The 15348-nt window shown below is 61.7% G+C and carries 12 protein-coding genes; 4 read left to right on the forward strand and 8 right to left on the reverse strand.

Features of this window, described 5'->3' with window-relative positions:
* The first annotated feature begins 102 nt into the window (after positions 1-102).
* Positions 103-627: a ribosome biogenesis factor YjgA gene (gene yjgA, locus J3P75_RS23450; RefSeq protein ID WP_090281772.1), complete on the forward strand. Its 525-nt coding sequence runs from the start codon at positions 103-105 to the stop codon at positions 625-627.
* Positions 628-678: 51 nt separating this feature from the next.
* Here yjgA and tldD read toward each other — a convergent pair whose 3' ends face one another.
* From tldD to mreB, 8 genes are all read right to left on the reverse strand, one after another.
* The gene (gene tldD / locus J3P75_RS23455; RefSeq protein WP_434708360.1) at positions 679-2121 is read right to left on the reverse strand and encodes a metalloprotease TldD; all 1443 of its coding nucleotides are present in this window, start codon (positions 2119-2121) and stop codon (positions 679-681) included.
* Positions 2122-2125: 4 nt separating this feature from the next.
* The gene (locus tag J3P75_RS23460) at positions 2126-2986 is read right to left on the reverse strand and encodes a carbon-nitrogen hydrolase family protein (protein WP_434708361.1); all 861 of its coding nucleotides are present in this window, start codon (positions 2984-2986) and stop codon (positions 2126-2128) included.
* A gap of 58 nt (positions 2987-3044) precedes the next feature.
* Positions 3045-6848: a YhdP family protein gene (locus J3P75_RS23465; protein WP_434708362.1), complete on the reverse strand. Its 3804-nt coding sequence runs from the start codon at positions 6846-6848 to the stop codon at positions 3045-3047.
* A 75-nt stretch (positions 6849-6923) separates the two neighbouring features.
* A complete protein-coding gene (rng, locus tag J3P75_RS23470; protein ID WP_434592345.1) occupies positions 6924-8381 on the reverse strand; it encodes a ribonuclease G in 1458 nt (485 codons plus the stop codon).
* Positions 8382-8439: 58 nt separating this feature from the next.
* Positions 8440-9036 (reverse strand): Maf family protein, encoded by a 597-nt coding sequence (locus tag J3P75_RS23475; protein ID WP_434708363.1) that lies wholly within the window; start codon positions 9034-9036, stop codon positions 8440-8442.
* Between the two features lie 37 nt (positions 9037-9073).
* Positions 9074-9565 carry a rod shape-determining protein MreD gene (gene mreD / locus J3P75_RS23480; protein ID WP_090281766.1) on the reverse strand — a complete coding sequence of 164 codons (492 nt, stop codon included), beginning with the start codon at positions 9563-9565 and terminating at the stop codon, positions 9074-9076.
* Positions 9565-10626 (reverse strand): rod shape-determining protein MreC, encoded by a 1062-nt coding sequence (gene mreC / locus J3P75_RS23485; RefSeq protein ID WP_434711359.1) that lies wholly within the window; start codon positions 10624-10626, stop codon positions 9565-9567. Before mreC ends, mreD begins: the two co-directional genes overlap by 1 nt.
* 189 nt (positions 10627-10815) lie before the next feature.
* Positions 10816-11853: a rod shape-determining protein MreB gene (gene mreB, locus J3P75_RS23490; protein WP_002555108.1), complete on the reverse strand. Its 1038-nt coding sequence runs from the start codon at positions 11851-11853 to the stop codon at positions 10816-10818.
* 211 nt (positions 11854-12064) lie between these two features.
* Between mreB and gatC the strand changes: the two genes are divergently transcribed.
* The 3 genes from gatC to gatB are packed head-to-tail and all read left to right on the forward strand — an operon-like array spanning position 12065 to position 15276.
* Positions 12065-12352, forward strand: a complete 288-nt coding sequence (gene gatC, locus J3P75_RS23495) for an Asp-tRNA(Asn)/Glu-tRNA(Gln) amidotransferase subunit GatC (protein WP_007976465.1) — start codon at positions 12065-12067, stop codon at positions 12350-12352.
* Between the two features lie 16 nt (positions 12353-12368).
* Positions 12369-13820, forward strand: coding sequence for an Asp-tRNA(Asn)/Glu-tRNA(Gln) amidotransferase subunit GatA (gene gatA, locus J3P75_RS23500; RefSeq protein WP_434708364.1), 1452 nt, complete (start codon positions 12369-12371; stop codon positions 13818-13820).
* A gap of 10 nt (positions 13821-13830) precedes the next feature.
* Entirely contained in the window at positions 13831-15276 is a 1446-nt protein-coding gene (gatB, locus tag J3P75_RS23505; protein ID WP_090281763.1) for an Asp-tRNA(Asn)/Glu-tRNA(Gln) amidotransferase subunit GatB, read from the forward strand.
* The last annotated feature ends 72 nt before the right edge of the window (positions 15277-15348 follow it).

Raw genomic sequence — 15348 nt, forward strand, 5'->3', positions numbered from 1 at the left:
CTCCACTCAAATTCTGCTTTCGGCTGGGGCCATCGAGCGACCGGGCCGGACAAGCGGCCCCCGACTGGTTATCATGGCGGCGTTTCTTTGCGGACTGCCACCATGGTTGATTCTTACGACGACTCCCTCGATACGGGAGAAAAAAGCAAATCTCAGGTCAAACGCGAGCTGCATGCTCTGGTTGACCTCGGCGAGCGACTGACCACACTCAAGCCTGACTTGATCGCAAAACTGCCATTGACCGACGCCCTGCGCCGGGCCTTGGCCGATGCGCCCAAGCACACCGCGAACATCGCGCGTAAACGGCATCTGCAGTTCATCGGCAAACTGATGCGCGATCAGGACACTGACGCGATTCTGACCTTGCTCGATCAACTCGATGCGTCGACCCGCCAGTACAACGAGCGTTTCCACAATCTCGAACGCTGGCGCGACCGCCTGATCGGCGGCGATGACGCCGTGCTGGAGAAATTCGTCGTCGAGTACCCGGACGCCGACCGCCAGCAATTGCGTTCCCTGATCCGTCAGGCTCAGCACGAGGTTGCGCAAAACAAACCTCCTGCTTCCAGCCGCAAGATCTTCAAGTACATCCGTGAGCTGGACGAAACTCAACGCGGCCTGCGCTGATCTTCGCCACCGGGTGGCCGCCCTGCGCGCCACCCGAAGCTCCATCACTTCTTATGCGCCCGTGCCACCCACGGTGATCGCATCGATTTTCAGCGTCGGCTGGCCAACACCCACCGGCACTGATTGCCCATCCTTGCCGCACGTGCCGACACCGCTGTCCAGCGCCAGATCGTTACCAACCATCGACACACGGCTCATCGCCTCGGGACCATTGCCGATCAACGTCGCGCCTTTGACCGGTGCAGTGATCTTGCCGTCCTCGATCAGGTACGCCTCGCTGGTGGAGAACACGAACTTGCCGCTGGTGATGTCGACCTGACCGCCGCCGAGATTGGCGCAGTAGATGCCTTTTTTCACCGAGGCGATGATTTCCGCCGGATCGCTTTCGCCGCCGAGCATGTAGGTGTTGGTCATGCGTGGCATCGGCAGATGCGCATAGGACTCGCGACGGCCGTTACCGGTACGGGCCACGCCCATCAGACGCGCGTTGAGTTTGTCCTGCATGTAACCCTTGAGCACGCCGTTTTCGATCAGCGTGGTGCACTCGGTCGGTGTGCCTTCGTCGTCGACACTCAGCGATCCACGGCGGCCGCTCAAGGTGCCGTCGTCGACGATGGTGCACAGCTTCGACGCAACCATTTCGCCCATGCGCCCGCTGTAGGCCGAACTGCCCTTGCGGTTGAAATCGCCTTCCAGACCATGACCCACCGCTTCGTGCAACAGTACCCCGGACCAGCCCGAACCGAGCACCACCGGCAAAGTGCCGGCCGGTGCCGGAATCGCTTCCAGATTGACCAGCGCCTGACGCAGCGCCTCACGGGCATAGCCCATGGCGCGGTCTTCGGCGAGGAAATAACGGTAGTCGGTACGCCCGCCACCGCCATGCCCGCCGCGCTCGCGACGGCCATTCTGCTCAACGATGACGCTAACGTTGAAGCGCACCAGCGGCCGCACATCAGCGGCCAGGCCACCATCCGTGGACGCCACCAGAATCCGCTCCCAGACTCCGGCCATGCTCACGCTGACCTGCTGGATACGCGGATCGAGCGCGCGCGTAGCAACGTCGATACGCTTGAGCAGCTCGACCTTCTCGGCGCGGCTGAGCACTTCCAGCGGATTGTCCGGCGCGTACAGTTGCGCGACATCCTGAGTGCTGAACGCCTGCACCGTGCCATTCTGCCCGGCACGAGAGATCGAGCGCGCCGCACGGGCAGCGGCGCCAAGGGCTTCGAGGGTGATCGCGTTGCTGTAGGCGAAACCGGTTTTCTCACCGGACTGCGCACGTACGCCAACACCTTGGTCGAGGTTGAAGCTGCCTTCCTTGACGATGCCGTCTTCCAGCGCCCAGGATTCGGAAATCTGGCCCTGGAAATACAGATCGGCGGCATCGATGCCGGGGCCGGCGAGATCGCCGAGCACGCCTTGCAGGCTCTCGATCGTCACGCCGCCGGGCGCCAACAGGTGATCACTGACTGAGGACAACAAATCGCTCATGGGTTTACGCCTTAAATTCGTGTTCTGAAGCAGGCCGCTGCGCGCCCTGCGAGAAAAACCGCCGATGACTCGTCACCGGCATGCGCGCCCGGATGGACGCTTGTTCATTGCTGTCGCGTTCGGCCAACAACACCGCTTCGCCTTGATCCTGACTGGCCACCACGCGCCCCCACGGGTCGACGATCGCGGCATGGCCAAAGGTTTCCCGCGGCCCCGGATGGGTCCCACCCTGCGCTGCGGCCAACAGATAACACTGCGTCTCGATGGCCCGCGCGCGAATCAACACTTCCCAGTGCGCCGCGCCGGTCACCGCGGTAAACGCCGACGGTGCGCTGATCAATTCGGCACCGGCCGCACGCAATTCGCTGTACAGCTCGGGGAAACGCAAGTCATAACACACCGTCAGACCGAGACGGCCCACTGGCGTGTCGGCCACCACTACATTGCCGCCATAAGCATAGTCATCGGATTCGCGGTAACGTCCGCGATTGTCGGCGACATCCACATCGAACAGGTGCAGCTTGTCGTAGCGGGCAACGATTTCGCCCTGGTCATTGATCAGCAGCGAGCAGGCATGCGCCCTGGCCGTCGGCTGATCCGCCGGCGGCAACGGCAACGTGCCGGCCACTATCCATAAGGTGAGGTCGCGGGCGGTCTGTTTCAACCATGGCAGGATCGGCCCTTCGCCCAGCGCTTCGGCGCGACCGATATCAGCGACATCGCGACGGCCCATCGCCGCGAAGTTCTCCGGCAGCACCGCCAGCTTCGCGCCGCCGGCCGCGGCCTGTTCGAGCAGGCGCCGGGCCTGAGCCAGATTGGCCAGCACGTCACTCTGGCTGACCATTTGAATCACCGCTAAAGACATGGCGAACTCCCAACGAGGTATTTGGCCATGCTACTCCATCGCTTCAAGGCCGGGCCGTTCAAAACGGCTTGTCGAAGGTGATTTTCGGTTCTTTCCATGGGCCTTTGACCGTGTATTTGACACTGGCGAAGCGCGCCACGCGGTCACCGATCAGCTTGTCGATCAGGAACAAGGCGCCACCAACCGCCGGCGCACCGACGATCAACGCGGCAATCGGCAGGTTGTTGGTGACCGGCAAGGTCACCAGCAATTTCGCATCGACCTTGTCGTCAACCAGATCGAGGGTGCCGTCCAGTTCGAGGTTGCTCGACGGGCCGGTCAGACGAATCGGCTCCCGGGTCACATACACGCCGTTGTTGGCCACCAGCAGGCCTTTGACCCGGTCATAGCTCAAGCCCTTGCCGAACAGGTCGGAAAAGTCCAGGCGCAAACGGCGGCCGATTGAATTGAAGTTGAGCAGACCGAATACCCGCAAGGCCTGCGCGCCGCCCTCCACTTCGACAAACTGACCCTTGTTCAACGAGGCATCCAGCGTCCCGGAGAAACGCTTGGTCGCCAGCCAGGCCGGCGAACCCGGCCAGCGGCCGTCGACGTCCATGTGGAATTCTTCGCTGGTCACGCTCGGCGCGAAACCCCAGCCTTTGAGCACGTCGGCGAGATTCTTGCCGCCGATGCGCCCCTTGTACCAACTGCTGGTCGAACCCGGCGTGCCTTCCCAGCCACCGTTGCCTTGCAACAGGATGCCCTTGAGGCCCATGTCGAGATTGTTCAGGGCGATACCCTTGGCGGTCGGGCGAATTTTCAGCGACCAGCCACCGACCAGGTCAGGCCCAAGGAACAATTGATTGAGGGTGATATCCAGCGCCGGGATTTTTGTCGGGTCGACCGAAGCCAGTGGATCAGGCGCATTTTCGTCAGCCTGTACCGCCGGGTCCGGCGCCGGCAGTTTCACATATTGCAGATTGACCGCGATCGGCACGCCTTTGGCGTCCGGCAGGCTCGCCGTGCCTTTGGCCTGCTGACTGTCGAGGGCCAGATTCCACGCTGCGGGCTTGCGATTGAGCTGAACCGATGCCTGATCCAGAGTTGTGCCCATTGCCGTGAGCTTGCCGACCTTGAAGTCCGCGCTGTTGAGCAATTGCTTGGCGCTGCCGCCCGGGTCCTGCCCGGCGTACCGGTTGACCAGATCCTGCCAGGGCGCGACGTCCAGTTCCGACAGCACGCCACGAACGCGCAAGCCTTTGGCGCCCGGCAGCACCGCTTCGCCGGCACCGAGGAACAACTCGCCACGGCCCTCGGCAAAATTGCTCGGCGGCGCTGCAAAGGTGAAGTTGGCCAGTTGATCGTAATTGACCCAGTAACGCCGCTCCTGCCCCTGCAAGGTCATGCGAAATACAGTGTCGCGCCCGACATCCGCCGCCATGCCGAACGGCGCCGGCAGATCCACCGCCACGCCTTTGAGATTCGAGCTGACCATCAACTGACTGTCGACGCCGTCCAGATTCAACTGCAACTGATAGGGAATCGTTCCGGAGACCGGCAACGGCTGGGTCACGCCCAGCCAGTCAGTGAGCTTCTTGACCTCGACCTGCCCCGTCGCAGCGACCCGGGTCTTGAGCTTGCCGGGGCTGCCATCGGCGAAAATCTGCGCGGTGACGGGTTTGTCGAATGCCCTCGCGGCGATGTTCTGCCCGCTCAGGCCTTTGGCGCTGTCGAAGCGGAAATCGCCCTTGAGTTGCGTCAGTTCCAGTTTCGGCTCGGCCAGTTTCAAGCGGGCGTTGGCGGTCTTGAAGTCGACAAGGATTTTCGGTTGCTCGCCCTTGGCCAACGGCACGTCGAGTTTGAGCTTGCCGGTGAGATTACCCGCGCCTTCCCAACCGGCGAACGTATCGGCGGTGCCGATCGGCGCCTCCTGGAGGATTTTCAGTCCATCGCCCAAGCCACCGGCAAACGCGCCATCAAGCAACAGGTGAGTGTTCTGCCCGGCCGGCACATGGGGAATATTGACGAAGACATCGCTGACCTGAGTGTCCAGCAACTGGCCCTTGTCAGCCCAGATCCGCACGCCACTGTCCTCGATGAACACATCGCCACTGACTTTGCTCACGTGCGGCCAGCCTGGCTGAAAGGCCAGTTCAGCGTCGTGCACCTTGAAGAACAGACTGATGCTGCGATCGGCCTCACCGGCATTCTTGCTCAGCGAGCCCTGATACTGGAAAAAGCCCTGATCGACCGCGCCTTTGAGAATGGCTGTGCGCAACCACTCGTCAAGCGCCGGACTGAGCACTGCCGGCAGATATTTAGCGGTGTAACGACCGTCGCCCTCGACCAGGCCGACACGCAGGTCCATGTAGTCTTCCTGGCTGTGGTCGAAGTGCAGGCGAATCAGGAAGTCGCCGGCGATCTTGCCCTCCTCGCCCAGCACCTTCAGGTACGGCGCGATCAGGGTGAAACCGTCCTTGTCGAGTTTCCAGGTCAGCCGCGCGTTGGCTTGCAGGTATTGCCAGGGCTTGGCGAAGATCGGGTCCAGATGCAGGACAAAGTCCTTGCTGTCCAGACGCAACTCGCCGCCGTCGAGATTGCCGCTCAGGCTGCCGCTGACATTTCGTGCCGCCGGTGCACCGTGGTAGGCATCGAAACCGACGTTATCCAGATTGGCAGCAAAGCCGAATTTGGTGCCGTCGGTGGCGTTCGGGCGGAAGTCCAGCAGGACATTGCGCAAGCCGCCGGTCACCTTGAGCCGCTCGACCACCGTGGCGAAACCCTGCGGCAACGGCCCCAGCGCGTTCAGCAACGGGGTGAGCGGCGTCAGGTCGAGGCGATCGGCCTGCAAATGCCAGAGCTCTTCGACCTTGTCGGTCGCGCGGGTCTGCTGCACCTGCACGCGCGATTCCCAGCGGGTTTCGCCGAAGCTCATCGCCAGCGAATCGAGGATAACGCTCGCGCCCTCAGCACTGTTGCGGTAGTAGGCGTTGAGCGCGAGATTGTTGATCTGGATCGGCTTGCGCTCGGCGTAGGCGCCGGTGATTTGCGGGGCATTGAGGCGCAACGCCGCGCTTTGCAGGGTGCCCTCGGCCCAGTTCACCCAGAGCTCGCCGCCGGCCTTGATCTGGGAAAAATTCCATTGTTGGGTCAGGCGTTCCGGCAGCCACTTCGACCAGTCGCTCTGCGGCAGGCTGGCGTAACCGTCGACTGTGCTGTTCTGCCACTGCTCCGGACGTAGCCGCGTGCGCAGGTTCAGCGCCACAGGCTGGCCGTCGGGCAAAGTCAGTCGTGCGTCGAGACGCTGGCGACTGGCGCCGGTTTGCAGGTTCAGCCCGACATAGGTCAGGGTCATTGGCGGGTGATCGAGCGGTTGCAGGGTCACCTGGCTGTCGAGGATCGACAGTTGCTGAATCATCTGCGAACGTTGGAACAGTTGCGCGGCATCGAACGGCTGATCGTTGTGCACTGGCAAGCCTTCCAGCGCCCACTGGCCGTCCTCGCCTTCCTTGAGGCTGATCTTCAAGCCATTGAATTCAAGATGCGCAATGCGTACTTCGCGGGCGAGCAGACTGGCCCACAGATCCGGCACTGCGCGCACCCGGTCCAGACGCAGCGCATTGGCGCCGCTGCCGACCATCACGTCATGCGCCAGCAGGATCGGCGCAAAACCGCTCCAGTTGCCCTCCAGCTCGCCGATCTGTAACGGCATGCCGAGGGCGGCGCTGGCCTTGTCTTCGATATCGGCACGGTATTCGGCTACGAGCGGGGTCAGTTCGCGACCGAGACTGACATACAACGCCATCAACACCAGAACCAACGCGCACAGGCCCAGCCCCCAACGGGTGAGTGCGGCCAGAATGCGTGTCAGACGCTCCATGTCAGGTGGCTCCCATGGCAAAAATACTGCGAAAAGCTGAGGCCAGCCGCGTTGGATTAAGGGTGATGCAGGGGTTCAGAGCAGCACCACGTCATATTGTTCCTGGGAATACATGGTTTCCACCTGGAAGCGTATGGTGCGGCCAATGAACCCTTCAAGCTCGGCGACGTTACCGGATTCTTCGTCGAGCAGGCGATCGACCACTTTCTGGTTTGCCAGCACCCGATAACCCTCGGCCTGATAGGCGCGGGCTTCGCGCAGAATTTCGCGGAAGATCTCGTAACAGATGGTTTCCGCGGTTTTCAGTTTGCCCCGGCCCTGACAACTGCTGCACGGCTCGCACAGCACTTGCTCGAGGCTTTCGCGGGTACGCTTGCGGGTCATCTGCACCAGGCCCAGCTCGGTGATCCCGATGATATTGGTCTTGGCGTGGTCGCGCTCCAGCTGCTTTTCCAGCGTGCGCAATACCTGACGCTGGTGCTCTTCATCTTCCATGTCGATGAAGTCGATGATGATGATCCCGCCCAGATTGCGCAGGCGCATTTGCCGGGCAATCGCGGTCGCCGCCTCGAGGTTGGTCTTGAAAATGGTTTCTTCGAGATTCCGGTGGCCGACGAACGCCCCGGTGTTGACGTCGATGGTGGTCATCGCTTCTGCCGGATCGACCACCAGATAGCCGCCGGATTTCAGCGGCACCTTGCGCTCGAGGGCTTTCTGGATTTCGTCCTCAACGCCGTACAGATCGAAAATCGGCCGCTCGCCCGGATAGTGTTCCAGACGATCGGCGATTTCCGGCATCAGTTCAGCGACGAACTGCGTGGTTTTCTGGAAGGTTTCCCGGGAGTCGATGCGGATCTTTTCGATCTTCGGATTGACCAGATCGCGCAGGGTCCGTAACGCGAGGCCGAGGTCTTCGTAGATCACGCTCGGCGCGGAGATGGTTTTGATCTGTTCATTGATCTGATCCCACAGGCGTCGCAGGTAGCGGATGTCCATGAGAATTTCATCAGCGCCGGCGCCTTCGGCCGCAGTACGCAGAATGAAGCCGCCTGCTTCCTTGATGCCTTCTTTGGCCACGCAATCGCTGACCACTTGCTTGAGGCGTTCGCGCTCGGCTTCGTCTTCGATTTTCAGCGAGATGCCCACATGCGCCGTGCGTGGCATGTACACCAGATAGCGCGACGGGATCGACAGTTGCGTGGTCAGGCGCGCGCCCTTGGAGCCGATCGGGTCCTTGGTCACCTGCACCACCAGGCTCTGGCCTTCGTGCACCAGCGAACTGATGCTCTCGACCGCCGGGCCTTCGCGCAAGGAAATTTCTGCAGCATGAATGAACGCCGCGCGGTCCAGACCGATATCGACGAATGCCGCCTGCATGCCTGGCAATACGCGCACGATCTTGCCTTTATAGATGTTGCCGACGATCCCGCGTTTTTGCGTGCGCTCAACGTGGACTTCTTGCAGCACACCGTTTTCGACCACCGCCACGCGCGATTCCATCGGCGTGATGTTGATCAGAATCTCTTCACTCATGGCAGGATCTCGTTCAGGCATGTTCACGATAATGGCCGCATCTGGATGGGTACGACGCTTATGGCGCGTTCAGGTTTTGCCAACAGGGTATGCCGAAATGGCCCAACACCTCGCAGGTTTCGCAAACGGGCAAGCCGACCACCGCTGAGTAGCTGCCATTGAGGCCGGCGACGAACACTCCGCCGAGGCCTTGAATGCCGTAACCGCCGGCCTTGTCCCGCGGTTCGCCGCTGGCCCAGTAGGCGCCGGCTTCCTCGCGGCTGATCGGGCGAAAGCGCACCAGACTGCGTACCACCCGCGACTCGCAGCGCTCGCCTTCGAGCACGGCGATGGCGGTCAGCACTTCATGCTCCTTGCCGGACAACATCATCAGCATGGCGCATGCGTCGGCTTCGTCCACCGGTTTGCCAAGAATTTTGCCATCGAGCACCACAGCGGTGTCGGCGCCCAGCACGCAGAACTGCTCAGCGGACACAACGCTGCGGCGCCCGGCGTCAGCCTTGCCGCGCGCGAGGCGTTCGACATAGGCCGAGGGCGATTCTTCGGCTAAAGGGGTTTCATCGATGTCCGCGCTGATGGCGGTGAACGCCACGCCGATCTGCGTGAGCAATTCACGCCGGCGCGGCGATCCGGAGGCGAGGTAAAGCGGCTTCATCAAAACATCTCCCTGTTCAGCGCCCTGCTTCACCGGCTCAGTAAATTCTGTAGCGTCGGCACAATCCGCGTAGGGCGAAACTGACCCACGGCCAGAGCAAGGCACTGACCAACGCCGGCAAGACCAGGGCGAGGGTTGGCTGGCGGTTGCCGGTCAGGGCGCTGAGCCACAGTTGGGCCAGCTGTGCGAGACCGAAAATCACCAGGATCACCAGGCACTGCTGCCACATCGGAAACATGCGCAGACGCTGCTGCAGCGACAGCACCAGGAAAGTGATCAGCGTCAGGATCAACGCGTTCTGCCCGAGCAGATCGCCTTGCAGCACGTCTTCAGCCAGGCCCAGACAGAACGCCGTGACCATGCCGACCGTGTGCGGCATGTACAACGCCCAGAACGTCACCAGCAAGGCCAGCCAGAGCGGGCGCAGGATTTCCATGAAAATCGGCAACGGCGAGACACTGAGCAGGATGCCGATGACGAACGTCAGCCAGATCATCCAGCCATTACCCGAAGCTTTGGCCCCGACCATTATTCTCGTCCCCCGGTGGTGGCTGGCGGTTTCGCCGGTGGCTTTGTCGCGGCCGGTGGTTTGGCGACGGCGGGCGGTTTGCTCGCCGCAGGCTTGGCAGGTGTGGCAGGTGTGGCGGCAGGCGCGGCTGCGGGCGCCGCCGCTTCGCTGGCAGGCGCAGCAGCCGGGGCCGCCGGTGTGGCCATGATCAAGGGCTTGGGTATGTTGACCGGCAACATCGGACCGCCACCGTGGGCGTCGAGCTGTTCCTGAGCCTGGGCGGCTTCGTTGGCGCGCTCTTCGGCGGTGCGGCTGTCGCTGAACACCAGCAGCAGGTAGCGGCTGCGATTCAACGCGGCGGTCGGCACGGCACGGACAATCGCGAACGGTTGGCCGGAATCGTGGATGACTTCCTTCACCGTGGCCACTGGGTAACCGGCCGGGAATCGCTGACCGAGGCCAGAGCTGACCAGCAAATCGCCTTCCTTGATATCCGCAGTGTCGGCGACATGGCGCAACTCCAGACGTTCCGGGTTGCCGGTGCCGCTGGCAATCGCTCGCAGACCGTTGCGGTTGACCTGTACGGGAATACTGTGGGTGGTGTCGGTCAACAACAGTACACGCGAGGTGTAAGGCATCAACTCAACCACCTGGCCCATCAGCCCGCGCGCATCGAGCACCGGCTGGCCCAGAACCACGCCATCGCGCTCACCTTTGTTGATGATGATGCGATGGGTGAAGGGATTGGGGTCCATGCCGATCAGCTCGGCCACTTCGACCTTCTCATTGACCAGCGCGGAGGAGTTCAACAACTCGCGCAGCCGAACGTTCTGCTCGGTCAGGGCGGCGAGCTTTTGCATGCGGCCCTGCAACAGCAGGTTTTCGGTCTTGAGTTTTTCGTTTTCGGCGACGAGCTCGGTGCGGCTGCCAAACTGACTGGCAACCCCGTCCCACAATCTGCCAGGCAGGTCAGTGATCCAGTAGGCGTCCATCAGCACCAGCGACGCTTGCTTGCGCGCGGGCTTGAGCAGGTCGAAACGCGCATCGACCACCATCAGCGCGACCGACAGCACGGCCAGCACCAACAGGCGCACGCCCAACGAAGGGCCTTTGGCGAAAAGCGGTTTAATAAGCCGCTCCTCCCAGGCAAATGTTCTGTTTATTCATACGGCATCAAACCGGCCTGGATGAAGACTGACAGAAGATAAACGCCAACAGGCAGCACTGCAAAGTGCTGCCTGTGCGTTCACCCACGTAATGCAATCGGCGATTTACTCGCTCGAGAGCAGGTCCATGGTGTGCTTATCCATCATTTCCAGCGCACGGCCACCGCCGCGAGCAACGCAAGTCAGCGGATCTTCGGCAACGATCACCGGCAGACCTGTCTCTTGCGCCAGCAGCTTGTCGAGGTCACGCAGCAGCGCGCCACCACCGGTCAGCACCAGGCCACGCTCGGCGATGTCGGACGCCAGTTCCGGCGGCGACTGCTCCAGCGCGCTTTTCACGGCCTGAACGATGGTTGCCAGCGACTCTTGCAGAGCTTCCAGCACTTCGTTGGAGTTCAGGGTGAATGCGCGAGGAACGCCTTCGGCCAGGTTGCGACCGCGAACATCGACTTCGCGAACTTCGCCGCCCGGGTAGGCCGTGCCGATTTCCTGCTTGATGCGCTCAGCGGTGGATTCACCGATCAGGCTGCCGTAGTTGCGACGTACGTAAGTGATGATCGCTTCGTCGAAACGGTCGCCGCCCACACGTACGGATTCGGCATAGACCACGCCGTTCAGGGAGATCAGTGCGATTTCAGTGGTACCACCACCGATATCGACCACCATCGAACCGCGTGCTTCTTCCACCGGCAGGCCGGCACCGATGGCAGCGGCCATTGGTTCTTCGATCAGGAACACTTCACGGGCACCGGCGCCAAGGGCCGATTCACGGATGGCGCGACGTTCAACCTGAGTGGATTTGCATGGAACGCAGATCAGCACACGAGGGCTGGGCTGCAGAAAACTGTTTTCGTGAACCTTGTTGATAAAGTATTGCAGCATCTTTTCGCAGACGCTGAAGTCGGCGATCACGCCGTCCTTCATCGGACGAATGGCAGCAATGTTGCCCGGCGTACGGCCGAGCATACGCTTGGCTTCGGTGCCGACAGCGACGACACTTTTCTGGTTACCGTGTGTCCGAATGGCCACAACCGATGGCTCATTCAGGACGATACCGCGCTCGCGCACGTAAATAAGGGTGTTGGCAGTGCCCAGGTCAATGGAAAGATCGCTGGAAAACATGCCACGCAGTTTCTTGAACATGGGAAAGGGACCCTAGGCAACGCGTGGGTAAAAAAGTGCGGCAAACTCTAACAACGACAGGGATTTTGGGCAAGGCGCCAATATGTTAAATTGGCCGCTTTTCTGTGCACCAAGCCCCACAATCGCGGCCTTATGACCGTAGAAGTGCGGTAGTGTTCCGACAATCTAACACACGGACGCCGTCCGTTCTGTTTTCCACAGGAGAATCCCGATGGCGCTAGAACGCTCCGACGTGGAAAAAATCGCGCACCTGGCCTGCCTTGGCCTCAATGATGCCGATCTTCCACACATTACTTCCGCCCTCAACAGCATTCTCGGTCTGGTCGACGAAATGCAGGCTGTTAATACCGACGGAATCGAGCCTCTGGCCCACCCGCTGGAAGCCAGTCAGCGCCTGCGCGCCGACGTTGTGACCGAGACCAATAACCGCGAGGCCTACCAGTCCATCGCACCAGCGGTCGAAAACGGCCTGTATCTGGTTCCGAAAGTCATCGACTAAAGGGAAAGAGCCTGCAATGCATCAAATGACTCTGGCCGAGATCGCCCGCGGTCTCGCCGATAAAAAGTTTTCCTCCGAAGAGCTGACCAAGGTCCTGCTGGCGCGCATCACCCAGCTTGATCCGCAGCTCAACAGTTTCATCAGCCTCACCGAAGAGCTGGCCCTCGAGCAGGCGAAAGCCGCCGACGCGCGCCGCGCCAACGGTGAGAGCGGCGCCCTGCTCGGCGCGCCGATCGCCCACAAAGACCTGTTCTGCACCCAGGGCATTCGCACCAGCTGCGGCTCGAAGATGCTCGACAACTTCAAGGCGCCATATGACGCCACCGTGGTGGCGAAGCTGGCTGCGGCCGGCGCCGTGACCTTGGGCAAGACCAACATGGACGAATTCGCCATGGGTTCGGCCAACGAGTCGAGCTGGTACGGCGCGGTGAAAAACCCGTGGAATCTGGAGCACGTACCGGGCGGTTCGTCCGGTGGTTCGGCCGCCGCTGTCGCTGCTCGCCTGTTGCCTGCCGCGACCGCCACCGACACTGGCGGCTCGATCCGTCAGCCGGCGGCATTCACCAACCTCACCGGCCTGAAACCGACCTACGGTCGCGTATCGCGCTGGGGCATGATCGCCTACGCGTCCAGCCTCGATCAGGGTGGCCCGCTCGCGCGCACCGCTGAAGACTGCGCGATTCTGCTGCAAGGCATGGCCGGTTTCGACCAGAACGACTCGACCAGCATCGATGAGCCCGTGCCGGATTACTCCGCCAGCCTCGGCGACTCCCTGCAAGGCCTGCGCATTGGCGTGCCGAAGGAATACTTCAGCGCCGGTCTCGACCCGCGCATTGCCGAACTGATCCAGAACAGCATCCAGCAGTTGCAGAAGCTCGGTGCGGTGATCAAGGAAATCAGCCTGCCGAACATGCAGCACGCGATTCCCGCGTACTACGTGATCGCCCCGGCAGAAGCCTCCTCGAACCTGTCGCGTTTCGACGGCGTGCGCTTTGGCCATCGCTGCGAAAACCCTGAAAACCTCATCGACCTGTACAAGCGCTCCCGTGGCGAAGGCTTCGGGCCTGAAGTGCAGCGCCGGATCATGGTCGGTGCCTACGCGCTGTCCGCCGGTTACTACGACGCCTACTACCTGAAAGCGCAGAAGATCCGTCGTCTGGTGAAAAACGATTTCATGACGGCGTTCAATGAAGTCGACATCATCCTCGGCCCGACCACACCGAACCCGGCCTGGAAGCTTGGCGCGAAGAACAGCGACCCGGTCGCTGCCTATCTGGAAGACGTCTACACCATCACCGCCAACCTCGCCGGCCTGCCGGGCGTGTCGATGCCGGCCGGTTTTGTCGACGGTCTGCCGGTGGGCGTGCAGTTGCTCGCGCCGTATTTCCAGGAAGGTCGCCTGTTGAACGTTGCCCACCAGTATCAGCTCAACACTGACTGGCACACCCGCACCCCAACCGGCTTCTGAGGAGACACACATGCAATGGGAAGTCGTGATCGGGCTGGAGATTCACACTCAGCTCACCACCCGGTCGAAAATCTTTTCCGGTAGTTCCACCACGTTCGGCTCCGAGCCGAACACCCAGGCCAGCCTTGTAGACCTGGGCATGCCCGGCGTGCTGCCGGTGCTCAACCAGGAAGCGGTGCGCATGGCAGTGATGTTCGGTCTGGCGATTGACGCCGAGATCGGTCAGCACAACGTGTTCGCGCGCAAGAACTACTTCTACCCGGACCTGCCGAAGGGCTATCAGATCAGCCAGATGGAATTGCCGATCGTCGGTAAAGGCCACCTGGACATCGCCCTGGAAGACGGCACGGTCAAACGCGTCGGCATCACCCGCGCGCACCTGGAAGAAGACGCCGGCAAGAGCCTGCACGAAGAATTCAACGGCGCCACCGGCATCGACCTGAACCGTGCCGGCACGCCGCTGCTGGAAATCGTTTCCGAGCCGGACATGCGCAGCGCCAAGGAAGCCGTGGCTTACGTCAAGGCGATCCACGCGCTGGTGCGTTACCTGGGCATCTGCGACGGCAACATGGCCGAAGGTTCGCTGCGTTGCGACTGCAACGTCTCGGTCCGCCCGAAAGGCCAGGTCGAGTTCGGCACGCGCTGCGAGATCAAGAACGTCAACTCGTTCCGCTTCATCGAGAAGGCGATCAACTCCGAGATCCAGCGCCAGATCGAGCTGATCGAAGACGGCGGCAAAGTGATCCAGCAGACCCGCCTGTACGATCCGAACAAGGACGAGACCCGTCCGATGCGTTCGAAAGAGGAAGCCAACGACTACCGTTACTTCCCCGATCCGGACCTGCTGCCCGTGGTCATCGAAGAGTCGTTCCTCGGCGAGGTGCGCGCCACCCTGCCGGAACTGCCACCGCAGAAACGCGAGCGCTTCCAGAGCCAGTTCGGTCTGTCGGCCTACGACGCCAACGTGCTGGCCACCAGCCGCGAGCAGGCGGATTACTTCGAGAAGGTCGCGGCCATCGGCGGCGACGCGAAACTGGCGGCGAACTGGGTGATGGTCGAGTTGGGCAGCCTGCTCAACAAGCAAGGCGTGGACATCGACGAATCGCCGGTTTCCGCCGAGCAGCTGGGCGGCATGCTGCAGCGCATCAAGGACAACACCATCTCCGGCAAGATCGCCAAAGTGGTGTTCGAAGCGATGGCCAACGGCGAAGGCAGTGCTGACGAGATCATCGAAAAACGTGGCCTGAAGCAAGTCACCGACACCGGCGCGATTTCGGCCGTGCTCGATGAAATGCTCGCGGCCAACGCCGAGCAGGTCGAACAGTACCGCGCGGCGGATGAAGCCAAACGCGGCAAGATGTTCGGCTTCTTCGTCGGCCAGGCCATGAAAGCCTCCAAAGGCAAGGCCAACCCGCAGCAAGTGAACGAACTGCTGAAAAGCAAGCTCGAAGGCTGACCACAAATGGAGCCAGATCCAAAGCCTGGCTCCATCCCCTGTAGGAGTGAGCCTGCTCGCGATCGCGAAATG

It is taken from the genome of Pseudomonas sp. R1-1 (assembly GCF_051132135.1).
In the GTDB taxonomy this organism is placed as follows: Bacteria; Pseudomonadota; Gammaproteobacteria; order Pseudomonadales; family Pseudomonadaceae; genus Aquipseudomonas.